Annotated in this window: 27 protein-coding genes and 1 tRNA gene; 8 read left to right on the plus strand and 20 right to left on the minus strand. The window is 71.3% G+C overall.

Annotated elements, in window-relative coordinates; all coding sequences use genetic code 11:
- Positions 1 to 2 precede the first annotated feature (2 nt).
- Complete coding sequence (locus ACYVAQ_RS02365) at positions 3 to 1325, minus strand: aminotransferase class III-fold pyridoxal phosphate-dependent enzyme (protein ID WP_460786848.1); 1323 nt, start codon at positions 1323 to 1325, stop codon at positions 3 to 5.
- A 59-nt stretch (positions 1326 to 1384) separates the two neighbouring features.
- Here ACYVAQ_RS02365 and ACYVAQ_RS02370 point away from each other — a divergent pair, with 59 nt between their 5' ends.
- From ACYVAQ_RS02370 to ACYVAQ_RS02380, 3 genes are all read left to right on the plus strand, one after another.
- Entirely contained in the window at positions 1385 to 2725 is a 1341-nt protein-coding gene (locus ACYVAQ_RS02370) for an aminotransferase-like domain-containing protein (protein WP_460786849.1), read from the plus strand.
- A gap of 39 nt (positions 2726 to 2764) precedes the next feature.
- Positions 2765 to 3223, plus strand: a complete 459-nt coding sequence (locus ACYVAQ_RS02375) for a hypothetical protein (protein WP_460786850.1) — start codon at positions 2765 to 2767, stop codon at positions 3221 to 3223.
- Positions 3224 to 3429: 206 nt separating this feature from the next.
- Positions 3430 to 3552 carry a hypothetical protein gene (locus ACYVAQ_RS02380; protein WP_460786851.1) on the plus strand — a complete coding sequence of 41 codons (123 nt, stop codon included), beginning with the start codon at positions 3430 to 3432 and terminating at the stop codon, positions 3550 to 3552.
- Positions 3553 to 3562: 10 nt separating this feature from the next.
- Here ACYVAQ_RS02380 and ACYVAQ_RS02385 read toward each other — a convergent pair whose 3' ends face one another.
- The 3 genes from ACYVAQ_RS02385 to ACYVAQ_RS02395 all read right to left on the minus strand — a co-directional run bounded on the left by ACYVAQ_RS02385 (position 3563) and on the right by ACYVAQ_RS02395 (position 7678).
- The gene (locus ACYVAQ_RS02385) at positions 3563 to 4102 is read right to left on the minus strand and encodes a GNAT family N-acetyltransferase (protein WP_460786852.1); all 540 of its coding nucleotides are present in this window, start codon (positions 4100 to 4102) and stop codon (positions 3563 to 3565) included.
- A gap of 168 nt (positions 4103 to 4270) precedes the next feature.
- A complete protein-coding gene (locus ACYVAQ_RS02390; RefSeq protein WP_460786853.1) occupies positions 4271 to 6439 on the minus strand; it encodes a 3-hydroxyacyl-CoA dehydrogenase NAD-binding domain-containing protein in 2169 nt (722 codons plus the stop codon).
- Between the two features lie 27 nt (positions 6440 to 6466).
- On the minus strand, positions 6467 to 7678 hold the full coding sequence (locus ACYVAQ_RS02395; RefSeq protein ID WP_460786854.1) for an acetyl-CoA C-acetyltransferase: 1212 nt from the start codon (positions 7676 to 7678) through the stop codon (positions 6467 to 6469).
- 152 nt (positions 7679 to 7830) lie between these two features.
- Here ACYVAQ_RS02395 and ACYVAQ_RS02400 point away from each other — a divergent pair, with 152 nt between their 5' ends.
- A complete protein-coding gene (locus ACYVAQ_RS02400) occupies positions 7831 to 8517 on the plus strand; it encodes a MerR family transcriptional regulator (protein ID WP_460786855.1) in 687 nt (228 codons plus the stop codon).
- Positions 8518 to 8598: 81 nt separating this feature from the next.
- On the opposite strand, the gene ACYVAQ_RS02405 is transcribed toward ACYVAQ_RS02400, so the two are convergent.
- The 9 genes from ACYVAQ_RS02405 to ACYVAQ_RS02445 form a co-directional block, all read right to left on the minus strand.
- Complete coding sequence (locus ACYVAQ_RS02405) at positions 8599 to 10065, minus strand: DEAD/DEAH box helicase (RefSeq protein WP_460786856.1); 1467 nt, start codon at positions 10063 to 10065, stop codon at positions 8599 to 8601.
- Positions 10066 to 10334: 269 nt separating this feature from the next.
- Positions 10335 to 11495 carry a CaiB/BaiF CoA transferase family protein gene (locus ACYVAQ_RS02410; RefSeq protein WP_460786857.1) on the minus strand — a complete coding sequence of 387 codons (1161 nt, stop codon included), beginning with the start codon at positions 11493 to 11495 and terminating at the stop codon, positions 10335 to 10337.
- Between the two features lie 65 nt (positions 11496 to 11560).
- Positions 11561 to 12748 carry a M15 family metallopeptidase gene (locus ACYVAQ_RS02415; RefSeq protein WP_460786858.1) on the minus strand — a complete coding sequence of 396 codons (1188 nt, stop codon included), beginning with the start codon at positions 12746 to 12748 and terminating at the stop codon, positions 11561 to 11563.
- Positions 12749 to 12841: 93 nt separating this feature from the next.
- Positions 12842 to 13438: a TetR family transcriptional regulator gene (locus ACYVAQ_RS02420; protein ID WP_460786859.1), complete on the minus strand. Its 597-nt coding sequence runs from the start codon at positions 13436 to 13438 to the stop codon at positions 12842 to 12844.
- 10 nt (positions 13439 to 13448) lie between these two features.
- Positions 13449 to 13643: a ferredoxin gene (locus ACYVAQ_RS02425; RefSeq protein WP_460786860.1), complete on the minus strand. Its 195-nt coding sequence runs from the start codon at positions 13641 to 13643 to the stop codon at positions 13449 to 13451.
- A complete protein-coding gene (locus ACYVAQ_RS02430) occupies positions 13640 to 15172 on the minus strand; it encodes a fatty acid desaturase (protein WP_460786861.1) in 1533 nt (510 codons plus the stop codon). The genes ACYVAQ_RS02425 and ACYVAQ_RS02430 overlap by 4 nt, the downstream gene beginning before the upstream one ends.
- Before the next feature lie 78 nt (positions 15173 to 15250).
- Positions 15251 to 16774, minus strand: coding sequence for a flotillin family protein (locus ACYVAQ_RS02435; protein ID WP_460786862.1), 1524 nt, complete (start codon positions 16772 to 16774; stop codon positions 15251 to 15253).
- 29 nt (positions 16775 to 16803) lie between these two features.
- On the minus strand, positions 16804 to 17319 hold the full coding sequence (locus ACYVAQ_RS02440) for a hypothetical protein (RefSeq protein ID WP_460786863.1): 516 nt from the start codon (positions 17317 to 17319) through the stop codon (positions 16804 to 16806).
- Positions 17316 to 17801: a glutathione peroxidase gene (locus ACYVAQ_RS02445; RefSeq protein ID WP_460786864.1), complete on the minus strand. Its 486-nt coding sequence runs from the start codon at positions 17799 to 17801 to the stop codon at positions 17316 to 17318. Before ACYVAQ_RS02445 ends, ACYVAQ_RS02440 begins: the two co-directional genes overlap by 4 nt.
- 27 nt (positions 17802 to 17828) lie before the next feature.
- Here ACYVAQ_RS02445 and ACYVAQ_RS02450 point away from each other — a divergent pair, with 27 nt between their 5' ends.
- Positions 17829 to 18326, plus strand: coding sequence for an SRPBCC family protein (locus ACYVAQ_RS02450; protein WP_460786865.1), 498 nt, complete (start codon positions 17829 to 17831; stop codon positions 18324 to 18326).
- On the opposite strand, the gene ACYVAQ_RS02455 is transcribed toward ACYVAQ_RS02450, so the two are convergent.
- From ACYVAQ_RS02455 to ACYVAQ_RS02475, 5 genes are read right to left on the minus strand one after another with little or no spacing between them, the layout of a single operon-like run.
- Positions 18298 to 18570, minus strand: a complete 273-nt coding sequence (locus ACYVAQ_RS02455; RefSeq protein ID WP_460786866.1) for a hypothetical protein — start codon at positions 18568 to 18570, stop codon at positions 18298 to 18300. The genes ACYVAQ_RS02450 and ACYVAQ_RS02455 overlap by 29 nt on opposite strands.
- Positions 18567 to 19223: a lysoplasmalogenase gene (locus ACYVAQ_RS02460; protein ID WP_460786867.1), complete on the minus strand. Its 657-nt coding sequence runs from the start codon at positions 19221 to 19223 to the stop codon at positions 18567 to 18569. Before ACYVAQ_RS02460 ends, ACYVAQ_RS02455 begins: the two co-directional genes overlap by 4 nt.
- An 18-nt stretch (positions 19224 to 19241) precedes the next feature.
- Complete coding sequence (locus ACYVAQ_RS02465; protein ID WP_460786868.1) at positions 19242 to 20090, minus strand: SDR family oxidoreductase; 849 nt, start codon at positions 20088 to 20090, stop codon at positions 19242 to 19244.
- Positions 20087 to 21565: a flavin-containing monooxygenase gene (locus ACYVAQ_RS02470; protein WP_460786869.1), complete on the minus strand. Its 1479-nt coding sequence runs from the start codon at positions 21563 to 21565 to the stop codon at positions 20087 to 20089. The genes ACYVAQ_RS02465 and ACYVAQ_RS02470 overlap by 4 nt, the downstream gene beginning before the upstream one ends.
- The gene (locus tag ACYVAQ_RS02475) at positions 21562 to 22515 is read right to left on the minus strand and encodes a patatin-like phospholipase family protein (RefSeq protein WP_460786870.1); all 954 of its coding nucleotides are present in this window, start codon (positions 22513 to 22515) and stop codon (positions 21562 to 21564) included. Before ACYVAQ_RS02475 ends, ACYVAQ_RS02470 begins: the two co-directional genes overlap by 4 nt.
- Positions 22516 to 22576: 61 nt before the next feature.
- Between ACYVAQ_RS02475 and ACYVAQ_RS02480 the strand changes: the two genes are divergently transcribed.
- The 3 genes from ACYVAQ_RS02480 to ACYVAQ_RS02490 all read left to right on the plus strand — a co-directional run bounded on the left by ACYVAQ_RS02480 (position 22577) and on the right by ACYVAQ_RS02490 (position 24693).
- Entirely contained in the window at positions 22577 to 23167 is a 591-nt protein-coding gene (locus ACYVAQ_RS02480) for a TetR/AcrR family transcriptional regulator (RefSeq protein ID WP_460786871.1), read from the plus strand.
- A 111-nt stretch (positions 23168 to 23278) separates the two neighbouring features.
- Positions 23279 to 24229 carry an alpha/beta hydrolase gene (locus ACYVAQ_RS02485; RefSeq protein ID WP_460786872.1) on the plus strand — a complete coding sequence of 317 codons (951 nt, stop codon included), beginning with the start codon at positions 23279 to 23281 and terminating at the stop codon, positions 24227 to 24229.
- A gap of 23 nt (positions 24230 to 24252) precedes the next feature.
- Positions 24253 to 24693 (plus strand): CBS domain-containing protein, encoded by a 441-nt coding sequence (locus ACYVAQ_RS02490; RefSeq protein ID WP_460786873.1) that lies wholly within the window; start codon positions 24253 to 24255, stop codon positions 24691 to 24693.
- On the opposite strand, the gene ACYVAQ_RS02495 is transcribed toward ACYVAQ_RS02490, so the two are convergent.
- Both ACYVAQ_RS02495 and ACYVAQ_RS02500 read right to left on the minus strand, forming a co-directional pair.
- Positions 24683 to 25339, minus strand: coding sequence for a methyltransferase (locus ACYVAQ_RS02495; RefSeq protein WP_460786874.1), 657 nt, complete (start codon positions 25337 to 25339; stop codon positions 24683 to 24685). The genes ACYVAQ_RS02490 and ACYVAQ_RS02495 overlap by 11 nt on opposite strands.
- Before the next feature lie 85 nt (positions 25340 to 25424).
- Positions 25425 to 25508 (minus strand) — tRNA-Leu (locus ACYVAQ_RS02500).
- Between the last annotated feature and the right edge of the window lie 86 nt (positions 25509 to 25594).

The raw sequence follows: 25594 nt of genomic DNA on the forward strand, positions 1-25594 counted from the left end.
TTTCACAGCTCCTTGTCGAGGATGGTCAGCACGTCGTCGTACGCCGCCAGTGCCTCGGCCACCTCGTCGGAGGTGACCACGCACGGCGGGACGACGTGGATGCGGTTGTCCGCCAGGAACGGCAGCACGTTGCGGGAGACGAGCTCCGCCTTGGCCTTCGCCATCGCGGCGGCCGGCAGCGGGGCGCGGGTGGCGCGGTCGGCGACGAGCTCGAGCGCCCAGAAGACGCCCTTGCCGCGGACCTCCCCGATGACGGGGTGCTTCTCGGCGAGCGCGGCCAGGCCGGGGGCCAGCACGTCCTCGCCTATCTGCTTCGCGTGGGCGACGATGCCCTCGGCCTCCATCGCGTCGAGCGCGGCGACGATCGAGGCGGCGGCGAGCGGGTGGCCGGAGTAGGTGAGACCGCCGGGGAAGACGCGCTCGTCGAAGGTCGCGGCGATCTCGTTGTCGATGATCACGCCCCCGACCGGCACGTAGCCGGAGTTCACGCCCTTGGCGAAGGTGATCAGGTCGGGCTTCACGTCGTACGCGTCGAGCGCGAGCCACTCACCGGTGCGGCCGAAGCCCGCCATCACCTCGTCGAGGATGAGCAGGATGCCGAACTCGTCCGCCAGGGCCCGTACGCCGGCCAGGTAGCCCTCCGGCGGCATCAGGATGCCCGCGGTGCCGGGGATGGTCTCGAGCAGGATGGCCGCGATCGTGCTGGGGCCCTCGCACTCGACGATCCGGCGCAGGTGCTGCAGGGCGCGCTCGCACTCCTGCTCGGGGGTCGTCGCCCAGAACTCGCTGCGGTAGAGGTAGGGGCCGAACGCGTGCACGTGGCCGCGGGCGTACTCGTTGGGCAGTCGGCGCCAGTCGCCGGTCGCGTTGATCGCGGCGCCGGTGTTGCCGTGGTAGCTGCGGTAGCGCGAGATCACCTTGTCGCGGCCGGTGTGCAGCCGCGCCATCCGGATCGCGTTCTCGACGGCGTCCGCGCCGCCGTTGGTGAAGAAGACCTTGTCCATGCCGACCGGCGCGCGGTTCGTGATCCGCTGAGCAGCCTCGCCACGGGTCAGGTTGCCGGTCGCGGGGCCGATGGTCGCGAGCTCGGCGGCCTGCTCCTGGATCGCGCTGACGACGCCGGGGTGGCCGTAGCCGATGTTGACGTTGACCAGCTGGCTGGAGAAGTCGAGGTAGGTGCGACCGCTGTGGTCCCACACCCGGCTGCCCTTGCCGCCGGCGATCGGGAGCAGGTTCAGGGAGCCCTGGGCGGACCACGAGTGGAAGACGTGGGCGCGGTCCAGCTCGGTCGTGCGCTGGTCGAGGTCGCTGCGATCTGCTGACATATTTGTTACGGTAAGACTTGAACATTTATCTGCCAAGGCGTTCGCGGAGGTTGCTCGTGGTGGTTCGGCTGGGTGCGCTCGAGGACCTCGTCGACCGCTCCCCGCGCGGCATCGCCGGAGCCGTCAGCCGGGCGATCCGGGCCGGCGAGCTGGCGCCGGGCGATCGGCTGCCGACGGTGCGCTCCGTGGCCGACTCGCTGGGGGTCTCCCCCGGCACGGTCAGTGCGGCCTGGCAGGCGCTGCGCCGCAAGGGCCTCATCGTGGCCCGTGGCCGGTCGGGTTCGTTCGTGCAGGACGCGCCGACCGCCTGGCTGAGCCCACGGCACCGCGACCTCGTGGGCGCCGGTCTCGACGGGGCGCGGCTCGACCTGTCCCGGGGCATCGCCGACCCGTCGCTGCTGCCCTCGCTGGGACCCGCGCTGCGGCGGGTGTCCGAGCGCGCCGAGGCCTTCGCCTACCAGGCCGAGCCGGTGCTGCCCGGTCTGCGGACGGTGCTGGTGGATGCGTGGCCGGCCCGCGTCGAGACGCTCACCGTCGTCGACGGCGCCACCGACGGCATCGCCCGGGTGCTCGAGGAGGTCGCCGGGTACGGCGACCGCGTCGTGCTCGAGTCCCCCGGCTACCCGCCGCTGTTCGACCTGGTCGAGTCGCTCGGCGCCGAGGTCGTGCCGGTGCGCCACGACGCCGAGGGCATCCTGCCGCGCTCGCTCGAGGCCGCGATGAGCTCCCGCCCGACCGCGGTCGTCTTGCAGCCCCGGGCCCAGAACCCGACCGGCCGGGTGATGAGCGAGGAGCGTGCCGAGCGGCTGGTGCGGGTGATGACCCGGCGCGGTGTCGCGACCCCGTGGATCGTGGAGGACGACCACTCGCACGGCATCAGCACCGCCACCCCGGTGTCGCTGGCCCGCTGGCTCCCCGAGCGGGTCGTCCACGTGCGCTCGTTCTCCAAGTCGCACGGCCCCGACCTCCGCATCGCCGCGATGGGCGGGCCCGGGACGCTGCTCGACCGGGTCGTCGCCCGCCGGATGCTCGGCCCCGCGTGGACCTCACGGATGGTGCAGACGATCCTGCTCGAGCTGCTCACCGCGCCGTCCTCGGTCGCCGAGGTCGAGCACGCGCGATCGACGTACGCCGCACGGCAGGGTGCCCTCGTCGCCGCCCTCCGCGCGCACGGGGTGTCCCTGGAGGTGCCGGACGGCATCAACCTGTGGCTCCCCGTCCGCGACGAGCGCGCCGCCCTCCTCGAGCTCGACGCTGCCGGCATCCGCGTCGCCGGCGGCACGACGTTCCTCGCCACCCCCGGCACCGACCACCCCGCGGTCCGGGTCACCTCGGGGCTGGTCGCCGTCGAGGACGCGGAGGAGGTCGCCGCCGCCCTGGCCGCCGCGGCGCGGTCCTGATCGGGATTGCCGGAAGGTAAAGCGGGAGAGAATCCCTCCATGACGACGCTCAGCCGGCTCCGATGGCTCCTCGTGGGCCTGGTGGCCATGGTGGTGGCGAGCGGGTGCTCGGGAGGTACCGCGGCGCCACGGTCCCAAGCCCCGCCCTCGGCGACGCCATCGGCCGTGCCACATCCGACCCAACTTGAGATCTGGCACGACGCCTATGCGTTCCTCGCCGCCCAGACCACGCCGGTCGAGATCATCTGCGGGCAGTTCCGCACCGAGCGCGGGCACACGACGGTCACTCCGATGCGCATCTGGCTGGTCGCCTTCACCGACCGCCCCATCCACAGCCTCTTCCTCACCGGCGCCGACACGCCGCCACGGCCCCAGTACTTCAAGTGCAGGGTCAACGTGCCCGGGTCGGTGCCCTACCGCCGTCCGGCGATCAACCGCTTCCTCGCCCGGCACGGCTTCGTCGAGGGCATGAGGCGCGCCAACGCCCCCCCCGCCTGATCCCGACCGAGATCGAGTACCCGCGAGGGGTCGACTCGATCTATCGCGACAAGCCCGGACTGTTCGCTCTCACGATCGCGCTGCAACGCCTCGCCGCCGGCGGCGGCATCCCCTACGAGAGAAGCCACGACCGGCACGTCTTCGAGCCCGGCACGCACTCCATCATCCAACCGACCAACGACACACAGGCCGCGCTCTACGAGCGCATGGCCGGCCCCGTGCTGGCCTGGTACAGCCACCTGCTGTGCACCGAGGGCCCGGCCGCGGTCCACCACGCGCACACGCTGTACCCGTCGTACATCATCGGAGACGACGACAGCTGTTCGTGACGTCGAGGGCCTACGTCCCCGACCAGACAGTCAGCGCCATCTCGCGCTCGATCCCGACCGGGATCTCGACGCTGGCGCCGGTGAGCTCAAAGCCCAGCTTGCGGTACGCCGCCTCCGCGCGCGGGTTCTCGGCGTGCACCTGGAGCCGCAGCCGGTCGACACCGAGCCCGCGCGCCCAGTCGGCGACGGTCTCGACCAGCCGGCCCAGGAGGCCGGAGCCGCGGGCGTCGGGGGCGACGTACACGCCGACGAGCAGGACCTGACGGCGCTCGATCGGTACGCCGGCCCAGTCGAGCGCGCCGGGCTCCTCCAGGAGCCCGATCACCGTGCCGACGAAGGCGCCGTCGGCGACACCGACGACCTGGGTGGCCGTCTCGCCGCGGGCCACGTTCGCGGCCCGGTCGATCCAGAACGTGTCGGGCTCGGCGGCCTCCTCGTCGTGGGTGCGCACGAAGGCGACCGGCGCCGCGTCGTCACGGAGCGCCTGCAAACGGAAGGCACGGACGGCCGGCCACTCCTCCGCACGGACGGTCCGGACCTCGATCGTCATGGCCCCACCCTCCCAAAACAACCGCCGGGCCGGCGCCCCATTTCTGGGGCACCGACCCGGCACGAGGTCGGCAGCGTGGCGCCGCAGCGCCGAGGCCGGGTTCACCCCGGAACGGAGTGACGGGGTGAACCCGGCGAAAGCGCGATCAGCGGCGACACGCTCGACCCATCAAACGGGGAAGGTCTCGCCCTTCGCCGCCATGTCACGCAGGTACTGCGTCGGCCGGAACCGGTCGCCGTACTTGTCGGCCAGCTCGTCGGCCCGCTTGAGGAACGCCTCGATGCCGTAGCTGCCGTCGGCCGCGTCGTAGCCCGTGATGAACTGCGCCGCACCACCGGTGGCCGGCGGGAAGCCGATGCCGAAGATGGAGCCGATGTTGGCGTGGGCGGCCGAGGTGACGACGCCCTCCTCGAAGCACTTGGCGGTCTCGAGGGCCTCCGCGAACAGCATGCGGTCCTTGACGTCGGCGAGCGGGATCTGCTCCTCGGCGACCGGGAACAGCTCCGCCAGACCCGACCACAGGCCGGCACGCTTGCCGTCGACGTAGTCGTAGAAGCCGGCGCCGCGGAGCTTGCCCGCGCGACCCGCCTCCAGCATCTTCGTGACGACCGCGCTGCCCGGGTGGGCGACGAACTTCGGGTCGTCCTCGGCCGACTTGGCGATCTTGGCCATCAGCTCGAGGTTGAGCTCGTCGGAGAGCTGCAGCACCGGAGCCGGGTAGCCGGCCTGGGTGGTGGCCCGCTCGACGGTCATCGGGTGGACGCCCTCGGCGACCATCTGCATGCCCTCGTTGACCATGAAGCCGATGACGCGCGAGGTGTAGAAACCGCGCGAGTCGTGGGCGATCATCGGGGTCTTCTTGATGGCCAGGGTGATGTCGTACGCCTGCGCGAGCGACTCGTCCGAGGTCTCGCCACCGCGGATGATCTCCACCAGCGGCATCTTGTCGACGGGGCTGAAGAAGTGCAGGCCGATGAAGCGCGACGCGTCGCCCTCGATGCCCTTGGCCAGCTCGGTGATCGGCAGGGTCGAGGTGTTCGAGCAGAGCAGCGCACCCTCGGCGAGGAACGGGATGACCTCGTTGAAGACCTTCTGCTTGAGCTCGACGTTCTCGAAGACCGCCTCGACGACCAGGTCGCAGCCCTGCGCGTCCGACGCCTCGATGGTGGGCTTGATCCGGGCGAGCAGCTCGTCGGACGCCTCCTGGGTGAGCTTGCCGCGCGAGACGGCCTTCTCGTTGATGGCGGCGGAGTACGCCTTGCCCTTCTCGGCCGCCTCGATCGAGACGTCCTTGAGGACGACCTCCACGCCGGCCCGGGCCAGGACGTAGGCGATGCCCGCGCCCATCATGCCCGCGCCGAGGACGACGGCCTTCTTCGGCATGAACTTCTCGACGCCCTCGGGGCGCTCCTTGCCCGCGTTGATCGAGCCGAGGTCGAAGAAGAACGCCTGGATCATGTTCTTGGCCTGCTGGCTGGTGACCAGGTCGGTGAAGTAGCGCGACTCGATCCGCGAGGCGGTGTCGAAGTCGACCTGGAGGCCCTCGACCGTCGCGGCCAGGATCGCCTTGGGCGCACGCATGTCGGCCTGCTTGAGCTGCTTGCGCAGCATCGGGGCGAAGGCCGGCAGGAAGGCCGCGAGCGACGGGCTCGACGGCGTACCGCCGGGGACCTTGTAGCCGGGGGTGTCCCACGGGGCGGCGATGGCGTCGGGGTTGGCCTTGATCCACGCCTTCGCGGCGGGGACGAGCTCCTCCTGGGTGGCGACGAGCTCGTCGACCAGGCCCTTCGCCTTCGCCGCGGCCGGCTTGAACTCCGCGCCGGTGGCGACGATCTCGGTCATCGCGGTCATCAGGCCGAACATCCGGGCGATGCGGGTGACACCGCCACCGCCGGGCAGCAGGCCCAGCTTCACCTCGGGGAGACCGATCGGGTAGCGACCGTCGAGCGCGATCCGGTGGTTCGCGACGAGGGTGATCTCGAGCCCGCCACCGAGCGCGGCGCCGTTGATGGCGGCCACGACCGGCTTCGGGAACAGCTCGAGCTTGCGCAGGGTCGCCTTGATGCTCTCGACCTCGGCGAAGATCTGCTCGGCGTGCTCCTTGCGCACGGGCATCATGTTCTTCAGGTCGCCTCCGGCGAAGAAGGTCTTCTTCGCGGAGGCGATGACGACGCCGGTGACCTGGTCCTGCTCGGCGTACAGACGCTCCACGGCGGCGGCCATCGAGGTCTTGTAGAGCTCGTTCATGGTGTTGGCCGACTGGTTCGGGTCGTCGAGGGTCAGCGTGACGATGCCGTCGGCGTCGATGTCGTAGCGGACAGCGGTCTGCTCAGTCATGTCTTCTCGTTCCTTCTCTGTCCGGGCTCAGACGATCTCGACGATCGTGGCGATGCCCATGCCCGCGCCGACGCAGAGCGTGGCGAGGCCGCGCTTCTTGCCCTGGCGGATGAGCTCGTCGACGAGCGTGCCGAGGATGATCGCGCCGGTCGCGCCCAGCGGGTGGCCCATGGCGATGGCCCCGCCGTTGACGTTCGTGACGTCCTGAGTGATGCCCATGTGCTTCATGAACCGGAGCGCCACCGAGGCGAACGCCTCGTTGATCTCCCACAGGTCGATGTCCTCGGCCTTGAGGCCGGCCTTGTCGAGCGCCTTGCGCGCGGCCGGAGCGGGGCCGGTCAGCATGATGGTCGGCTCGGAGCCGATGACGGCGGTGGCGACGATCTTGGCCTTCGGCGTGAGGCCGTGCTTCTTGCCGGCCTCCTCGCTGCCGATGAGGACAAGCGACGCACCGTCGACGATGCCGGAGGAGTTGCCGGCGTGGTGGACGTGCTCGATCTTCTCGACGGTCGTGTACTTCGCGAGCGCGACGTCGTCGAAGCCGACCTCGCCACCCTGCTGGAGGAAGGACGGCTTGAGGCCGGCCAGCGACTCGACGCTGGTGTCGGGACGGACGGTCTCGTCCTTGTCCAGGACGACGAGGCCGTTCTGGTCCTTGACCGGGATGACGCAGTCGTCGTAGTAGCCGTTGGCCCACGCCTTGGCGGCGCGCGCGTGCGACTGGGCGGCGAGAGCGTCGACGTCCTCGCGGGTGAAGCCCTCGATCGTGGCGATCAGGTCGGCACCGATGCCCTGCGGCACGAAGCCGGTGTCGAGGCTGGTCTTGGGGTCCTGGGCCCAGGCGCCACCGTTGCTGCCCATGGGCACACGGCTCATCGCCTCGACGCCACCGGCGAGGATCAGGTCCTCCCAGCCGGAGCGGACGCGAGCGGCGGCCTGGTTGACGGCCTCGAGACCCGAGGCGCAGAAGCGGTCCAGCTGGACGCCGGCCACGGTCTCGGCCAGGCCGGCCTTGATGGCAGCGACCCGCGCGATGTCCGAGCCCTGCTCGCCGATCGGCGTGACGCAACCGAGGATGACGTCGTCGATGCCGGCGGTGTCGAGCCCGGGGTTGCGCTCCTCGATCGCGTTCATGAGCGTCACGACGAGGTCGATCGACTTGACCTCGTGCAGCGAACCGTTCTTCTTGCCGCGACCGCGCGGCGTGCGCACGTGGTCGTAGATGAATGCTTCTGCCATGACCGTCCTTGTCTGGAATGGCTGGTTGCCGGCACGGTGCCGGCTGGTCGGTTACCGATCTGCGGCCCGAGGCCGCGGGCGGGAGGAAGATCCCTCGCACTGATTGTGACACTATTACTGTCATGGTCAAGGCGGAAGGTGGTGAACGAGACGTGGACAACACCCTGCTCTCGCTCCCCGAGCTCACCGAACGGCTGGGCCTGAGCGTGCGCACCGTGCGCTTCTACGCCTCCCGAGGCCTCATCCCGCCCCCGATCCGACGCGGTCGAGCGGGCTACTACGACGCCGGCCACCTCGCACGCCTCGAGCTGGTCCAGGAGCTGCAGAGCCACGGCTTCACGCTCAACGCGATCGAGAAGTACGTCGCCGGCATCGCCGACGACGCGACGCCCGACGACATCGCGCTGGCGCGCACGATGCTGGCGCCCTGGCAGTCCGACCTGCCCGTCGAGATGTCACGCACGCAGCTGGAGGCCAGGGCCGGCCGGGACCTGAGCGACGAGGACATCGCGACGCTGTACGCGCTGGGCGTACTGCGACCCCGCGGCTCGTCGTACCTCGTGGCCAGCAACCAGGTCGCCAGCGGCGTACGCCTGCTGGAGCTGGGCTTCCCGCGGGAGGTCGCCGCGGATGCCGCGGCCATCTACCGCGAGCACGGCGAGCAGATGGCCAAGGAGCTGTTCGACATGCTCCGCGAGAAGCTGCTGCCGTTGTACGACGACCACAGCTCCGAGCACCTGCGCGAGGTCATGGAGCGGCTCAAGCCGCTGTCCGTGGGTGGTCTGGTGACCGCTTACGAGGCGGCCGTGGCGCGCGCCGCGAGGCTGCCGCGGCGGTAGTGGCGGAGGTTTTCTTGCGCTGGGCGGGCGTTGCAACAGCCGCCCAGTGCAGGAATCACCGGTCGACCGGTGATTCCAACCTCAGCGCCGGCCGGAGCTGAACGAGGCCGCGCTGTGGCTGCGGTTGCCACCACCCGACGCAGCGGCACCGCCGGCACCGCCGCCCCCACGACGGCGGTTGCGGTTGCGGCTCGAGCCCGCCTTCGGCGTACCGCCGGTGGACGAGGCCTGCCCGCCCTGGCCCTTGCCCTGCGGCTGCGCGGGACGACCGCCCTGCGAGCGGGGCTGCGCGGGCTTCTTGGCGCGCGGCTTGCCGCGACCGTTGCCGGAGCGCTGCGAGGGAGCCTGCGGCTGCGGCTCGGCGGTCACCAGACCACCCGGCCGCGACCGCTCGCCGGGGGCGAGCTCCTGGAGCAGCGGGTGGGCGGGACCGTCGACCTTGGTCAGGGTCGGCTTGATGCCGGCGGCGCGGGTGAGCGCCTTGACGTCGCCGATCTGGTCCTGGGTCATCAGGGTCACGACGGTGCCGGCGGCACCCGCGCGCGCCGTACGACCGGAGCGGTGCAGGTAGGCCTTGTGCTCGGCCGGCGGGTCCGCGTGCACGACCAGCGAGACGTCGTCGACGTGGATGCCGCGGGCGGCGATGTCGGTGGCGACCAGCGTGGTGGCCTCACCGGAGTGGAAGGCGTCCATGTTGCGGGTGCGCGCGCCCTGGCTCAGGTTGCCGTGCAGGTCGACGGCGGGGACGCCGTTGCTGTTGAGCTGGCGCGCGAGCGTCTTGGCGCCGCGCTTGGTGCGGGTGAAGACGACGGTGCGACCCGGCGCGCTGACCAGGTCGAGCAGCACGGGCAGCCGGGTGTCGCGGCTGATGTGCAGGACGTGGTGGTCCATCTTGGCGACCGGCGACTGCGCGGAGTCGGCCTCGTGGACGGCCGGGTTCGTCAGGAACCGCTTGACGAGCACGTCGATGGCGTTGTCCAGCGTCGCCGAGAAGAGCATCCGCTGACCGTCGGCCGGGGTCTTGTCGAGCAGCCGGCGGACGGCGGGCAGGAAGCCCAGGTCGGCCATGTGGTCGGCCTCGTCGAGCACGGTCACCTCGACGTCGGCGAGGCTGCAGTGGCCCTGACCGATGAGGTCCTCGAGCCGGCCCGGGCAGGCGATGAGGATGTCGACGCCCTTGTTGAGCGCGACGACCTGCGGGTTCTGACCGACGCCGCCGAAGACGGTCGTGGTCTTCAGGCCGGCGGCCTTGGCCAGCGGGGTGACCGTGGCGGCGATCTGGGAGGCGAGCTCCCGGGTCGGCGCGAGCACGAGGGCACGCGGCTTGGTCGGCACGGCCTTCCGGCCACCGGCGAGCCGGGCGACGAGCGGGATGCCGAAGGCGTAGGTCTTGCCCGATCCGGTGCGGCCGCGGCCGAGCACGTCGCGGCCGGCGAGCGAGTCCGGCAGGGTGGCCTGCTGGATCGGGGTGGGGGTGGTGATCCCGTCGGCGTCCAGGACGGCGAGCAGGGTCGAGGGCACGCCGAGATCGGCGAAGGTGTTGGGCACGAGTTGTTCTCTCGATCGGCGTCTCGCCGTGCTGTCCCGTCCGGTGACGGGATCGAGTGAAGCGGCCTCAAGTGTCTGAGGGGCGCGGCCGGAGCTGCGCAGGTCCGGGGCAAGACTGGCCGGACAGTTGACGAGTCTACGAGTACGACGGCCGCCCGCCCGAATCCTCGAGCGGGCGGCCTGCGTCACACGGGTGTCCGTCGTACCTGACCTTCTGGTTGGGTTTCGGCCGAAAAGGCAACCAGAAGGTCAGGTACGACGCTCCACGGTCAGCCGAGCTGGACGGCAGCCCCCGACGCGATCAGCCCGTCCACGTCATCGATGCCCCACGCGGTCAGTGCCTCGCGGGTGTGCACGCCGGGGCCGGCCGCGGGCGGCATCGAGAGCGTCGCCGTCGTACGGGAGAAGCGCGGAGCGGGCTGGGGCTGGACGATCCCCTCGTGCTCGACGAAGACCTCGCGCGCCTTGATGTGCGGGTGCTCGGGCGCCTCGCTCAGCTTCAGGATCGGCGCCACGCAGGCGTCGGTGCCGTCGAAGATCGCGCACCACTCGTCCCGGGTCTTCTGCCGGAAGGTCGCGGCGATGAGGTCGCGCAGCTCGTCGCCCTTCGTGGCGTCGAAGCGGTCCGGGGCCGTCTCCTTGATGCCGAGCAGCTCGACGAAGAGCTCGTAGAACTGCGGCTCCAGCGCACCCACCGACATGTGCTCACCGTCGGCGGTCTCGTAGATGTCGTAGTACGGCGCCCCGCCGTCGAGCAGGTTGCTGACCCGCTCCTCCTTGAAGCCGCCGCCCGCGAGGAACGCCGACGTCATGGCGTTGAGGTTGGCGGTGCCGTCGACGATCGCCGCGTCGACGACCTGGCCCTTGCCGGAGACCTTCGACTCCAGCAGCGCGGCCAGGATCCCGATGACGAGGTACGTCGAGCCGCCACCGAAGTCACCCACCAGGTTGGCCGGGAACTGCGGCTTGTCCTTGACCTGGCCGAGGCCGTGCAGGGTCCCGGTGATCGCGATGTAGTTCATGTCGTGGCCGGCGGCCTGGGCCCACGGGCCCTCCTGACCCCACCCGGTCATCCGGGCGAAGACCAGCCTCGGGTTGCGCTCGTGGCAGGCCTCCGGACCGAAGCCGAGCCGCTCGGCGACCCCGGGCCGCATGCCCTCGACGAGCACGTCGGCGTTCGCGACGAGGTCGAGCACCGTCTCGACGGCCTTCGGGTCCTTGAGGTTGAGCGCGACGCTCGGCCGGCCGCGGTTGAGCAGGTCGTGCGAGCCGCCCGTGAGCAGCTGCCCGCCGGGGCGCTCGACCCGGATCACGTCGGCCCCGAGGTCGGCCAGGATCATGCACGCGTGCGGGCTCGGCCCGATCCCGGCGATCTCGACCACCTTGATGCCCGCCAGCGGACCCGTCCCTCGACCCAGCTCATACGTCATGGGGCCGATCATGGCACAACCGTGACAGTTCCACTGTCACAGTCAGTCGCGGTATCGGACCCCGATCAGCCCGGGGCGACGATCCGGTTGAGCTCGAAGTGCATGGGATCGGTGTAGTGCCAGGTGCCGCCCCAGGTGAACCCCCACCGCTCGAAGGTCTGCACCACGCCGGGGTCCATGTGGCCGACGGTGCCGCGCGCGTTCTCGGCGGGGTCGATGTCGAAGGCCAGGCCGAAGGCATGGTTGGACAGCGTCGTCGTACCGGCGATGAAGCGGGGGTTGTAGCAGCCCGCGTAGTTGGTGATCTTGGCCGCGAGGCCGCGCGCCTGGATCTCGCGCAGCGCCGCCTCCAGCTGCGGGAACATCACCTTGTTGCACGTCATCGCGCCGATGATCGGCATCACCCGGGTCTCGATGTGGGCGGCGACCCATGCGGGGTCCGGCACGACCCGACCGCCTCCGATCGCGGTGTAGCGGTAGAGACCGACGGCCTGGCTGTAGGAGCCGACGAACTGCACGTTCTGCACGGCCTTCGGGTCGATGCCGAAGCGCGCGACCGCATCCATGGCCGTCACGGACAGGTCGCCGTTGATCTTCTCGATCTGCTTGCGCACCTGCTGCGGCGAGGCGTAGCCGGTGTTGATCAGCAGCGCGTTGCCCTGCTGCAGACCGAGCGCCTGGCCCCACTTCTCGTTCACGACCGCGTCGACGCCCAGCACGGTCGACGGCGACCAGGCGCCCACGTGGATGTTCTGCGTGTCCCCGCCGGAGCCGATCGCGACGTACCCGCTCTTGTCGACCGGGATGGTGCCGTCGAGCTTGTCGGCGACCGCGATCTCACCGCCGGCGACCCGGTTCCACTGGTCCTGGAAGGCGGCGCTGCGCTGCCCGGTGAAGTCGCGGTACGACGCCGGGTCGACCGCCGCCACGTTGTAGAGGTGGTTCTCCATCGCGAACTGCCCGATCGAGAGCGGTACGTCGACCGCCACGCCGCGCACCTTGTGCTTGCCCGACCCGATGCGGATCGAGCGGATCCGCTTGACGACCTGCGTGGAGAGCGACTGCTCGCCGACGACGAGCAGGTCGGCGCCGTACAGCCTGCCGTTCCACTTCCCCGGGGCGCCGACGGCGTGCGTCGGGTCGACGGCGTTCTTGATCGGGGTGGTCTGCACGGCGTTCGTCGGGTCGGGCGTGCCGCCCCCGGACGCGCCACCACAGCCTGCGAGCAGGCTGGCGCAGGTCAACGCGCTCAAGCACGCTGCCCCCACGCGGCGACGCGCGTCGAACATGGTGATTCCCTCCCCAGCCAGGGTAGACGCTGAACTCTAACGCCGCGGAGGAACCGATCAGCCGATGACCTTCGCGGTCACCCAGGCGATCTGGTCGGCGACGTCGGCGGGGTCGCCGCCGGGCTGCATCACGTGGCTGAGCACCAGCCTCACGATGAGGTCGACGCAGGTGTCGACCTGCGCGTCGGTGAGCTCGAGGTCGTACTCCTTGACCCGGGTCTTCACCGCGAACGTGGCCCCCTCGAGCAGGCTCGCGCTGTTCGTGGTGAGCAGCGGCAGCAGCTCGGTGTCGGCGCCGTGGTTGGCGGAGACGACCGCGTGCAGGAGCGCGTTGTCGGTGGCGTACTTGAGGACCCGGCGTACGGCGGCGCGCAGCGCCTCGACCACGTCGTCCGGGTTCTCGTCGAAGGAGCGCGTCACGCCGGCGAGGAAGAGGTCGAGCTCGCGCAGCACGAGCGCCTCGGCGAGGTCGGACTTGGTGCCGATCTCGTTGTAGACCGTCTGCCGACTCACCCCGACCCGGTCGGCCAGCCGGCCCATCGTGACGTGGCCCCAGCCCTGGGTGGTGAGCAGGTGCACGGCGGCGTCGCACAGCCGGTCCCGCAGGGAGACCGGCTGTGCGTCGTACGTCGGCGCCTGGTCGGCGAGGGCCATGGTCCTGCTCTCAGTCCGCCAGGGTCAGCGCCAGCACCGGGCAGGCCTGGACCGCGGCGTACACGTGCGCGCGGTCGGCCTCGTCCGGGTTGTCGTTGAGGACGGTGACCAGCTCGGTGTCCTCGTCCACCTCGAAGAAGTCGTTGGCCATGGACTCGCACATGCCGAGCCCCTCGCACTTCGACAGGTCAGCGACGATCCTCATGCCTGCACCTTCTCGGGGTCGAACGGGACGAAGTCGATCTTCTCGCGAACACCGCAGTCAGGGCAGCACCAGGTGTCCGGGATGTCGTTCCAGGCCGTGCCGGCGGCGAAGCCCTCGTGCTCGCAACCGGCCGCGACCTCGTACACGAAACCACAGCCGGGACACCGCGCGGCGAGCACCTCACCGCTGAAGGTCTGCGCGAACAAGTCGTCGGTCTTGACGTTGTGCTGCTCGGGCGGCGGGAACTTGGCAAGGTACTTCGCCTCCTTGCCCGGCTTGATGTTGGCCAGGGTGACGTCGCCGTCCAGGTGCTCCACGACCCGCTTGTCCATCACCCTGCGCCACAGCGGCGGGATCAGGGCCAGGTCGATCATGCCGGCGTAGCCGGTCGGCAGGGCCGGGGACTCCTTGAAGTCGCGCAGCGTCTGGTAGCGACGGGTCGGGTTCGCGTGGTGGTCGCTGTGCCGCTGCAGGTGGTAGAGCAGCACGTTGGTCACGATGTTGTTGGAGTTCCACGAGTGCATGGGCAGGACCCGCTCGTAGCGCTGCTTCTCGCCGACCTTCTGCCGCTTCATCCCGTAGTGCTCGAGGAAGTTCACGATCTCCAGCAGGGTGAAGCCGATGAACCCCTGCAGGAGCAGGTACGGCGCTGCGCCGACACCCATCACGGCGAGGACGACCACGACCAGCGCGGCCGACATCAGCCAGGCGTTGAGGACGTCGTTGCCGAGGTGGAACGGGTGGGTCTTCTTGCGGCGGTAGCGGCTGGCCTCGAGCTCCCATGCGCTCTTCAGCGAGCCGGAGACGGTGCGGAACCAGAAGGTGTAGAAGTTCTCGCCGAGCCGGCTGGAGGCCGGGTCCTCAGGAGTGGCGACGCGGACGTGGTGGCCGCGGTTGTGCTCGATGTAGAAGTGGCCGTAGAAGGCGGGCGCCAGGGCGATCTTGGAGAGCCAGCGCTCGACGGACTCGCGCTTGTGACCCAGCTCGTGGGCGGTGTTGATGCCGATGCCGCTCACCACGCCGAGCGAGGACGCCATGCCGATCTTGTCCCACACGCTCAGGTGGAAGTCACGCACCAGGTTGGCGCTGATGTGGGTCGCGACCCAGTCCTGGATGCCGACCAGGTGGGCGAACCACTGCACCGGGTTGCCGTCGACGCACATGTACATGACGCCGAAGAACGCGACGAACTGCAGCGGCAGGTACATGAAGACCACCCAGCGGTAGTACTTGTCGTTCTCCAGCTGGTCGATCACCTCGTCCGGCGGGTTGGTCGGGTCGACGCCGCACAACAGGTCCAGCACCGGCGCGATCACGAACAGCACGATCGGGCCGACCCAGAGCACCCAGCGCCAGCCCAGCTGCGCGTACGTCGCGAAGGCGATCACCGCGAGGCCTGGGATCAACAGGCCGATCAGCCACAGGTAGCGCTTCTTGTCCTTCCACTGCTCGGTGGTGCCGTCGGGGACGGTCTGTCCGAGCTGCTCGGGCGTGATGCCTGAAACCGAGCCGGGGTTCGAGGTCTCCATCGATCTCTGCCTTCCTTACGGGTTGACAGAACGATAGGAGTTGTAAAGTTGTTTGACAAGACCCCCGTGTTTGTAAAGTCAGGCCTCCGCGACCGCCCCGGGAGCGACCTCGCCGGCCGCCGTCGTACCGGCCGCCCGGCCGACCGACTGCTTGATCATGGCCTCGAGGTCGAGACCGGTCGACGTCTTGAGCATCTGCAGGGTCTGGGCCACGTTGTTGGTCACCTGCTGCGGCAGCGCGCCCGCGCCGTCGGTGGAGAGCACGGTGAGCTGGTCGATGGCGGCGATGGGCGAGGCGACCTCGCGCGCGATCTGCGGCAGCACCTCGATCAGCATCTGCAGCACCGCTGCCTCGTTGTAGTGCGCGAACGCCGCGGCCCGCTTGTCCATCGCCTCGGCCTCGGCCTGCCCGACGGCGAGCGTGGAGGAGGCCTGCGCGGCGCCCTCGGCCTGGGTGGCCTCCGCCTCCGCGACACGACGCGCCTTCTCCGCCTCACCCTTCTTGGCACCCTCGATGGCCTCCGCCTCGGCCAGCGCCGCGCGTCGCGCCTTCTCCGCCTCACCGCTGAGCCGGGTCTCCTCGGCCTTGGCCTGGGCGGCGGCGATGGTGGCGGCCTTGCGGGCGTCCGCCGCCGCGATCTCAGCGGTACGCCGGGCCTCGGCCTCCTGCTCGACGCGGTAGCGCTCGGCATCGGCCGGCTTGCGGACCTGGGTCTCCAGCTGGCGCTCGGTCAGCGCGGCCTGCTGCACGGCGACCTTCTCCTGCTCGGCGAGGATCGCCTGGTCGCGCTCGGCCTGGGCGAGCGGGCCGGCGGCCGCGGCCTGGGCGGCCGCGGCGTCGGTCTCGGCCTTGATCTCGGCCTGCTTGAGCGCGAGGGTCCGCTGCGAGATCGCGATCTCCTGCTCGGCCGCGATCTGGGCCTGCTCCGCCGCCTGGCGGGCGTTGGCCTCGGCGATGCGGGCCGCCTGGCTGGCCCGGGCGGCCTCGGGCCGACCGAGGTCGGCGAGGTAGCTGCCGTCGTCGGTGACGTCCTGGATCTGGAACGCGTCGAGGATCAGGCCCTGACCGGTCAGCGAGCTCTCCGACTCGTCGGCCACGCGCTGGGCGAAGGCCGCGCGGTCGCGGATGATCTGCTCGACCGTCAGTCCGCCGACGATCGAGCGGAGCGCGCCGGCGAGCACCTCCTGGGTGAAGGTCTCGATGTCGTTCTGCTGCGACAGGAAGCGCTGCGCACCCAGGCGGATCTGGTCGGCGTTGCCGCCGACCTTGACGATCGCGACGCCGTCCAGGTTCAGCTTGATGCCCTGGCCGGACACCGCGCCGCGGATCTGCACGGAGATGCGTCGGCTGGAGAGGTCCATCGTCGCGAGCTTCTGCACGAACGGGATGACGAAGACGCCGCCGCCCAGCACGACCTTCTGACCGGAGAGGTCGGTGGTGAGCTCACCGGTCTCCGGGTTGATGACCGCCTTGCCCTTGCGGCCGGTCACGATGAAGGCCTGGTTGGGCCCGGCCACCTTGTACCGGCTGGTGACCAGCAGGACGAGGAGGACGAGCAGGACGACGATGCCGCCGATCGGCAGCAGGACAGCGGAGCTCATGGCGAAGGACTCTCAGTTCGGCCTGGATCTCAGGACTGCGGGAGCGCTGGCGGCTGCCAGATCTCGGTGACGTTGACCGCTGTCGGCGACAGCACCCCGGTGACGTGCACCTCGGTGCCGGCCTCGATGGACGCGTTCGCACTGGCGTTGAGCTGGAGCGGGTGGCCCCCGACGACCACGCGCACCACGCCGTACCCCTGGGCAGGGATGGCAGTGATCACGCGGGCCGTCATACCCACGCTGTCGGCGACTGACACCGTCCCGTCGCTCGGTCCGTTCTTGAGCAGCCGGGTCAGCCACCAGGCGAGCCAGCCGACGAGCCCACCGGCCACCGCGCCCACGGCGAGGGAGAGCGCCATCGGGGCACCCGCTCCGTCGGCGATGGCACCTCCGAACCCGAAGGCCGAGATGAAGCCGCCGATCGCGGCCGTCGAGATCCAGTCCGCCTCGAGCGCGCTGAACGCCGAGTCGACGTGGTCCCCGATGACCAGCGACGCCAGCAGGACCAGCAGCCCGACGACGCCGAGGACGAGGAACGGGGTCACTGGCCGGAGAGCGCCTTCTCGATGTCGCCCGCGAGCTTGTCCGGGGTGGTGGTCGGCGCGAAGCGGTCGATCACCTGGCCGTCGCGACCGACCAGGAACTTGGTGAAGTTCCACTTGATGCCGCCGCCGAGCAGCCCGCCCTGCTCCTTCTTCAGCCAGGCGTAGAGCGGGTGCGCGTCCGACCCGTTGACCTCGATCTTGGCGAACATCGGGAAGGTGACGTGGTAGTTCGTCGAGCAGAAGCTCGCGATCTCCGCCTCGTCGCCCGGCTCCTGGTGGCCGAACTGGTCGCAGGGGAAACCGAGGACCGTGAACCCCTGGTCGGCGTACGTCTCCTGCAGCTTCTGCAGGCCCTCGTACTGCGGGGTGAAGCCGCACTTGGAGGCGGTGTTGACGACGAGCACGACGTCGCCCTTGTACGCCGACAGGTCGACCTGCTGCCCGTCGATGCCGGCAGCCGAGAAGTCATGGAGGGAGGTCATGCCGCCCAGTGTGGCACCCTCGGGAGCGTGCCCCAGGTGGTTGCCGAGGTGTGGGTCCGGGTCCCGGCCGACGTCGCCTACGCGGTGTCCCAGACGACCGGTGAGCTGCGGCTGCGCTGGGACCCCTTCATCCGCAGCCAACAGCTGCTCGACGCCGACGCCCCGGGCAAGGGCGTGCGGGTCCTCACCCGCGCGCGGGTCGGGCCGCGGATGGTCAGCCAGTACGTCGCCTACCGGCCACCCACCAGCGTGGGCATGACCATGCTGGAGGGGCCGTGGTTCTTCGCCTCCTTCGGCGGAGGTTGGCGTTTCACCGCCGAGACCCGCGACGGGGTCGCCGGCACGCGGGCCGTGTGGAAGTACACCTTCCGCACCCGGCCGCGCTGGCTCAGCCCGGTCGCCGACCGGATCGGCACCTGGCTGCTCGGCCGCGAGATCCGGGCGCGGATCGCGGCGTGGGCGCGGGCGTGCGAGGACCCGGTCGTCCTCGCGGCGGTCACTCCGGGGGAGGCTCCTGCGGGCTGACCCGCCGGCGGCGTACCCACCACAGGAGGACCATCAGCAGCAGGAACGCGTCGACCACGAGGGCGACCACGAGCAGCACCGGCGCCGTGTGCCACAGCTTCGACCAGCCGACGTTGACCAGTGGCACGTTGACGAAGAAGACGATGATCAGGCCCGCGACCCGCGGACCGCAGCCCGACGGCCGGGATGGTTCGGGGTGCTCCGCGTCGGGCCCCTCGGGTCGCGACGGGTAGAGGCCGCTCACGCCGTCACCCGCACCAGCACGCCGGCCGCGATCAGGGCCTGGCCGACGTGGTAGGTCACCATGATCGCCGGGCGGGCCCACGACAGCGGCTTCACGAACCTGTTGAGCGCCAGTGTCGTGTCGCTGCAGACGAAGACGGCCGCACCCACGGCGATCCACGGCGAGGCCGTCGCCCAGCCGGTGATCGTCATCGCCGCGATCACGGCCATGTACGTCGCCACCGCGATCCCCAGCCCGGGGCCACCCTCGCGCACCGCGGCCGGCAGGACCCCGCGCGCGACGACGAACGCGACCAGCACCACCACGGCGCCGACGACCCACCAGCCGCTGCTCTCCAGGCCGACGCGGGCGAAGCACACGACATAGCCCAGGTGCCCGACCAGGAAGGCCGAGAGACCGGCGACGAACCGCCACTCGACCGTGTCGTCGAGCAGCGCGACGTCCCCGATCATGCCGAGCACGAGGGCGACCACCAGCCACACGCCGGCGGCGTGGTCCAGCGCCCCGGCGGCGATCACCGTGCCGATCAGCAGGGCCAGCGTGGCCGGCTTCAGCCAGGTCTCGAGGTCCTTGCGGCCCCGCGCGACGGCGACCCAGTCGGCGACGGCCGCGACCGCCGTGGCGACGGCGAGGACGGTGGTCAGGGTGGACACGGGTCGCAGCGTGCCACATCAATCGCGGCGCTTGGCCCCGATCCGCTGCAGGTAGGCGTCGCGCACCGAGGAGTCGACGCGCGTGATCGCGGCGTCGTCGTGGGCGAGCCGGCGGAGCGCGCCCAGCACCCGCTCGGGTACCAGCGGGGCGGCGTTCGCCGCGAGCCCGACGTACGACGGAACCGCGATCTCGGCCTTCCGGGAAGAGACCGAGCGCACCACGGCCGCCGCGATGTCCTCGGGGTCGACGGTGGGCAGCACGCCCAGGTCGATGCCGGAGGAGAGCTGGGTGCGGACCGCGCTCGGCAGGACGGCCGACACCGAGACGCCGGTGCCGTCGAGCTCGAGCCGGGTGGCGGCGGTGAGGCCCACGACGGCGAACTTGCTCGCGTTGTAGACCGCGAGGCCCTGGAGCGGGAACTTGCCGGCGAGCGAGGCGACGTTGACGACGTGGCCGCGGCCGCGCTCGATCATCGGCGGCAGCGCGAGCCGCATGCCGTGGATGACGCCGAAGACGTTGACGTCCATCGTCATCCGGTCGACCTCGTCGGCCTGCTCGAGGAAGGCCGCGTTCGGCATGATCCCGGCGTTGTTGACGAGCACCGCGAGCGGCAGGTCGTGGTGGGCGGAGGCCGCCGCGAGGAAGCTCGCGAACGACTGCTTGTCGGTGACGTCGAGGCGGTGGCCGGACGCGGTGCCGCCCAGCGAGGCGGCGGCCTCCACGGCGAGCGCCTCGTCCAGGTCGCCGAGCGCGACCCGGGCGCCCGCGGCGGTGAACGCCTGCGCGGTGGCCAGGCCGATGCCGCGCGCGGCGCCGGTGATGGCGACGAGCGCGCCGCCGAGGTCGATCGGTGCGTACCTGCTCATGCGTGGGTCTCCTGCGGCTCGATGGCGGTGATCTCGAAGGCGGCGGGGTCGAAGCGGCTGACCCGCCGCACCAGCTCGCCGGTCGACCAGGGCCAGCTGAAGCTGTTCCGGCCGTTGGCGTCGATGTAGTAGCTGTGGCAGCTGCTCGCGTTGTACGCCGTACCGACGAGCGCGGACTGCACCTCGTCGACGTACGCCGCCTGCGCCTCGGCCCGGGTGTCCAGCGTGGCCCAGCCCTCGCGGCGGGCCGCGACGATCGCCTCGACCACGAACGCGACCTGCGCCTCGGCGATCGTGAACGCCGACGTGTGCCCGGTGCCGAGGCTCGGGCCGAGCACCACGAACGCGTTGGGGAAGCCCGTGACGGTGGTGCCGAGGTAGGCCTCGGGCGAGCCCTGCCAGTGCTCGGCGAGCGTGTGGCCGTCGGCGCCGCGGACCAGGTCGGCGACCGGCATGTCGAGGATGTGGAAGCCGGTGCCGAGGATGATCGCGTCGACCTCGGCCTCGCTGCCGTCGGAGCCGACGACCGTCGAGCCGCGGACCTCCGCGACCCCGGTCGCGTGCACCTCCACGTTGGGGCGGGTCAGCGATTGCAGGTAGGAGTTGGAGAACAGGATCCGCTTGCAGCCCAGCAGGTACGTCGGGGTCAGCTTCGTCCGCAGCTCCTCGTCGCGCACGACCGCCCGCAGGTAGGCCTCGCCGACCTTCTGCAGCACCTTCATGAAGGGGCGCGGCCGGTGGAACGCGAGGCCGACGGTCTCCATGGCGGCGTACTCGACGGCGCCCAGGGCGCGCTCGAACAGCGGCACGTTGCGCTTGACCCACTTCTCGGCGTCCGGCACGGGGTGGTCGACCTTGGGCAGCACCCAGTGCGCGGTGCGCTGGAAGAGGTGCAGCTCGGCGACCTGCGGCTGGATCTCGGGGACGAACTGCACGGCCGAGGCGCCCGTGCCGATCACCGCGACCCGCTTGCCGGTCAGGTCGTAGTCGTGGTTCCACCGCGCGGAGTGGAAGATCGCGCCCGGGAAGCCCGTGAGGCCGGGCAGGTCGGGGATCTTGGGCTCGTTCCACGGGCCGGCCGCGGCCACGACGAAGCGGGCCGTGAGCTCCCCCTCGGTGGTGTCGAGGACCCACCGCTCGGCAGCGGGATCCCAGGCGGCACCGGTCATCTCGACGCCGAACCGGGTGATCTCCTCGAGGCCGTGGTCACGCGCCACGCGGTCGACGTAGGCGAGGATCTCGGGCTGGGTGCCGTAGACCCGCGACCACTCGCTGTTGGGCGCGAAGGAGAAGGAGTAGAGGTTCGACGGCACGTCGCACGCGCAGCCGGGGTAGGTGTTGGCGCGCCAGGTGCCGCCGTAGGTGTCGGCCTTCTCGAGGATGACGACGTCGTCGACGCCGGCCTCGCGGAGCTTGACGGCGGCGGCGATCCCGGAGATCCCGGCGCCGATGACGATCACGTCGTGGTGGGTCATGCGTGGGTCCCCTGTCGCTGGTCCTGTACGTCGATGGCGGCGCTCACCCGCGCCGGCAGTGCACTGCGGGCGGCCGCGAGGGTGGCCTCGCGTCGGCTGAGGTCCATGAAGTTCGGCCCCATGGCCGCGAGCTCCTCGACGCCCGGCTCGACCCGGATCACCCGGATCCCGGCGGCGCGGAGCCGCGCGACCTCCCGGTCGAGGCCCGCGGTCATCCGGGTGCGCAGCACCCGCTCGACGCGATCGGCGCCGCGGGCCGGAACGCCGCCCTCGGTGGTCATCGGGGCGACCACGACGACCTCGTCGAGGTCCTGGCCGAGCAGCAGGTCGGCCGAGACCGAGGAGACCGCACCGCCGTCGACGTACCGGCGCCCGCCGATCCCGACCGGCGGGAACCAGCCCGGGATGCCCCAGGACGCCGCGACCGCGTCACCCAGCGTGGCGGCCGGCGCCCCGTCGGAGCCGAAGGCGACCCGCTGCCCGGTGGCGGTGTCCACCGCGACCAGCCACGTGCTCGGGTGGTCGACCCAGCCCGACGGAGCCAGCGCAGCGCCGTACTCCCGCAGCCAGGTGGCGTCGCCGCGTCCGCGCGGGAGCAGCCCCGCCACCACGCTGTACGCCGAGCGCCGGGCCAGGCCGGCGCGGACGAGACCGAGCGCGGGCAGTGCCGGGAAGGGCACCGGCGGGAGGTGGCCGGGGTGGATGGCGACGTGCCGCGCGAGCACGGGATCCGCGTCCGGTCGGCCGTCGAGGGCGTCGAGGAGGTCCTGCGGCGTACGCCCCGAGCCCAGGGCGGCGACGACCTCCGCTCCGGCGGAGGTGCCGATGAGGACCGCGGCGGTGCGGGAGTCCCAGTCCGCCCGGCGCTCCACCTCGCGGAGGGCGACCGCCGTCCAGGCGAAGCCGAGGGTGCCACCGCAGCCGATGGCGAGAGCGCGTCGTGTCGTCACAACTCGGATACTAACGGTATTCAGATTCCAGTGGTAGCCCGAATCGGATAAGGTGCGTGACGTGGCCCGGCTGACGCGCAAGGAGACGCACGCCCAGACGCGTGAGCGGCTCGTCGAGACCGCGCTCCGGCTGTTCCTGGCCGACGGCTACAACGCCACCTCGCTGGACAAGGTCGCCGCGGAGGCGGGCTACTCCAAGGGCGCCGTCTACTCGAACTTCGCCACCAAGCACGAGCTCGGCCTGGCCGTCCTCGACGTCGTCCACGCGACCCGCGCCCAAGCCCTCGCCGAGGCCGTCGCCACGGCACCGACCGCCGAGTCCCGGATCGACGCCTTCGCCGCGTGGGCCGAGCGCAACATCGGCGACGTCGGCTGGACCGCGCTGGAGGTGGAGTTCGCGACCAGCACCCGGCGCATCGCCGGTATCAGCGGCGAGCTGGCCGAGCGGCGGCGTGCCGTCACCGACGGGCTCGCCGCGCTGCTGGAGCTCCAGGCCGCCGACCTGGGCATCACGCTGCCCGTCCCCGCCGCGGACGCGGCCGTGCACCTGCTCGCCCTGGGCATCGGGCTCGGCGTGCAGCGGGCCTTCGACCCCGACCTCCCGGTCACCGCGCTGGTCGATCAGCTGCGGAGGCTCTTGAACAGCGCCTGAACGGGTAATGGCCCACCAGTGCTGAAGATTCGTCCGTTCGGGTGATTGACGACGGGCGTAGTCCACCGCAGACTGACTTCCGCTCATCCTGAACATAACTGGGGGTATGTCATGCATCCGCTCGACCCGGGGGCTCCGGTGATCCGCGGAGACCGGCCCAGCCTCCAGGCACGCGCGCTCGGGATCGCCCTGCGGTGCACGGTCAAGCCCGTCGTCGAGGCGTGGGCGACCGCGCCCGACCTGCCCTGGCCCTACGCGCTCGCCGACCAGGCCGGCCGGCTGACCCGGCTCAGCCAGGAGATCCTGTTCGAGGAGGTGGCGCTTTCGCAGTGCCGCGCGCAGTGGATCACCGGCGGCGAGGACAACGGCCGGGTGATCCTCTACCTGCACGGTGGCGCGTTCATCGTCGGCGGCTGGCACCTGCACCGCCACATGCTCTCCGAGCTCGGCCGCCGCACCGGGGCCCGCATCTTCGCGGTCGAGTACCGCAAGGCGCCGAAGCACTCGATCGACGACTCGGGCGACGACGCCCTGGCGGCGTACCGCCACCTGCTGGCCGAGGGCGTCTCTCCCGCCGACATCGTGGTGATGGGCGACTCCGCCGGCGGCTACCTGAGCATCCAGCTGGCCGCGCGGCTGCACCAGGAGCGGCTGCCCGCTCCGGCCGCCGTCGTGGCCCTCTCCCCGCTGCTCGAGCTCGACCGCGACGAGCCCGGCCGCAAGGGCTGCGCGGTCCTCAGCCCGCGCGCGATCCGTGCCCTGTCGCGGTGGTCGCGCGCCGCCACGAACCGCCCGCAGCCGATGCACGCGGTGCGACCGGCGCTGCCGCCGATCCTCATCCAGGCCGGCGCCCAGGAGACCCTGCGCCGCCAGGCGGTCGCGTTCGCCGGGCTGCTCGCCCGGCAGGGCGTGCCCCACGCGCTGCAGCTGTACCCGACCGACATCCACGTCTTCCACGCGGCGCTGTTCCTGCCGGAGGCACGGGCCGCCTTCGACGCCATCGTCGAGTTCGTCGACGAGGTCGTCGGTGCCGGCAGCGTGCCGGCGGCCGCGCACGCCTGATCGGCTTGGGCGAGAATGGTCGGGTGAACGACGGCGAGGCGACCGTGGCCGAGGTGATGATCACCGAGCCCACGACCTTCGACGCCGACATCACCGTGGGCGTCGCGCGTACGTCGCTCGCCCGGCCCAAGCAGCGCCTCGTCCTGCTCGTCGACGGGCGACACCTGGTCGGCACCGTCGTGGCCGAGGACCTGCCCGAGCCTGTCGCGGACGACGCCCCGGCCCGGGACCACGCCCGCCTCGAGGGCCGCACCGCCCGCCCCACCGACACCGTCGCCGATCTCTGGGAGCGCCTGGACCGCGCCGGCGCCCGGCGGCTGGCGGTGGTCGACGACGCGGGCGACCTGCTCGGCCTGGTCTGCGTGAAGCGGTCCCGCTCCGGCTTCTGCACGGTCGAGGGCATCGCCTCCTGGCGCGCGGAGCGGGAACGTGCGGAGCGGGAAGCCGGCTCCGTCAGCCGCTGATCTCGCGCAGCGGGCCGATGTCGAGCAGGATGCCGTCGGGCAGGTACGCGCGCGTCTCCCGCACCTCCCACGACCGCCCGGAAGCGTCGGGACGGGCGAGCAGCTCGCGGACGACGTCCACCTGCTCGGGGTGACCGACCTGCGCGACGACGTGGCCGCCTCGCAGCAGGTGCCGCAGCGCGACCTCGAGGCCGTGGACCAGCAGCGCCGTGCCGTCCGGTCCGCCGTCGATGGCCGTGACCGGGTCCTCGGGGAACCGGCCCACCTCTCCGGTCGGCACCCACGGCGGGTCGAGCACGACGATCGCGGCCCGCTCGTCAGGAGCCAGCGCTTCCTCCACCGTCGCGGTCCGGACGTCCGCGACGACGCCGGCCGCCTCCGCGTTGCGGCGCGCGTACGCCGTGGCCACGGCGTGGCTGTCGACCTGGATCAGGCGGCGCCCGGTCAGGCTGGCCACGAGCAGCCCGATCTGCCCCGCACCGCAGAACAGCTCCAGCACCGGACCCGCGGGGCACGACGGTGCGAGCGCCGCCGCCCAGTGGCTCTGCGCCGTCGTCCACAGCCGCGGTCGCAGCACGCGCTCGTCCCACCGCACCTCGAGGTCACCGAAGAGCGCGATCTCCGGCTCGGCGTCGTACGTCGTCATGCTGCCCAGTACCCCGTCACGACGCCCACGTGCAGAGCCCGGGAACGACGAAGCCCCGGGTCGACGACCCGGGGCTTCGCTCCTGTGCGCGAGGGGGGAGTTGAACCCCCACGTCCTTTCGGACACACGGACCTGAACCGTGCGCGTCTGCCTATTCCGCCACTCGCGCGTGAAGCGCCGCAAGGTTATCCCACCTCGTCCGCACGCCCCAAACCGGCGGTCAAAGCGCGGCATCCGGGGCTCGCTGCCGGGCCA

This window comes from Nocardioides maradonensis (assembly GCF_054777115.1).

What these genes read in the sequence shown, in the direction of transcription:
- ACYVAQ_RS02470 (WP_460786869.1), bottom strand. Translation starts at nt 21,565, where the DNA reads ATGACCCACCACGACGTGATCGTCATCGGCGCCGGGATCTCCGGGATC.
- ACYVAQ_RS02425 (WP_460786860.1), bottom strand. Translation starts at nt 13,643, where the DNA reads ATGAGGATCGTCGCTGACCTGTCGAAGTGCGAGGGGCTCGGCATGTGC.
- ACYVAQ_RS02435 (WP_460786862.1), bottom strand. Translation starts at nt 16,774, where the DNA reads ATGAGCTCCGCTGTCCTGCTGCCGATCGGCGGCATCGTCGTCCTGCTC.
- ACYVAQ_RS02395 (WP_460786854.1), bottom strand. Translation starts at nt 7,678, where the DNA reads ATGGCAGAAGCATTCATCTACGACCACGTGCGCACGCCGCGCGGTCGC.
- ACYVAQ_RS02485 (WP_460786872.1), top strand. Translation starts at nt 23,279, where the DNA reads ATGCATCCGCTCGACCCGGGGGCTCCGGTGATCCGCGGAGACCGGCCC.
- ACYVAQ_RS02445 (WP_460786864.1), bottom strand. Translation starts at nt 17,801, where the DNA reads ATGACCTCCCTCCATGACTTCTCGGCTGCCGGCATCGACGGGCAGCAG.
- ACYVAQ_RS02430 (WP_460786861.1), bottom strand. Translation starts at nt 15,172, where the DNA reads ATGGAGACCTCGAACCCCGGCTCGGTTTCAGGCATCACGCCCGAGCAG.
- ACYVAQ_RS02420 (WP_460786859.1), bottom strand. Translation starts at nt 13,438, where the DNA reads ATGGCCCTCGCCGACCAGGCGCCGACGTACGACGCACAGCCGGTCTCC.
- ACYVAQ_RS02385 (WP_460786852.1), bottom strand. Translation starts at nt 4,102, where the DNA reads ATGACGATCGAGGTCCGGACCGTCCGTGCGGAGGAGTGGCCGGCCGTC.
- ACYVAQ_RS02390 (WP_460786853.1), bottom strand. Translation starts at nt 6,439, where the DNA reads ATGACTGAGCAGACCGCTGTCCGCTACGACATCGACGCCGACGGCATC.
- ACYVAQ_RS02365 (WP_460786848.1), bottom strand. Translation starts at nt 1,325, where the DNA reads ATGTCAGCAGATCGCAGCGACCTCGACCAGCGCACGACCGAGCTGGAC.
- ACYVAQ_RS02410 (WP_460786857.1), bottom strand. Translation starts at nt 11,495, where the DNA reads ATGACGTATGAGCTGGGTCGAGGGACGGGTCCGCTGGCGGGCATCAAG.
- ACYVAQ_RS02375 (WP_460786850.1), top strand. Translation starts at nt 2,765, where the DNA reads ATGACGACGCTCAGCCGGCTCCGATGGCTCCTCGTGGGCCTGGTGGCC.
- ACYVAQ_RS02465 (WP_460786868.1), bottom strand. Translation starts at nt 20,090, where the DNA reads ATGAGCAGGTACGCACCGATCGACCTCGGCGGCGCGCTCGTCGCCATC.
- ACYVAQ_RS02495 (WP_460786874.1), bottom strand. Translation starts at nt 25,339, where the DNA reads ATGACGACGTACGACGCCGAGCCGGAGATCGCGCTCTTCGGTGACCTC.
- ACYVAQ_RS02380 (WP_460786851.1), top strand. Translation starts at nt 3,430, where the DNA reads ATGGCCGGCCCCGTGCTGGCCTGGTACAGCCACCTGCTGTGCACCGAG.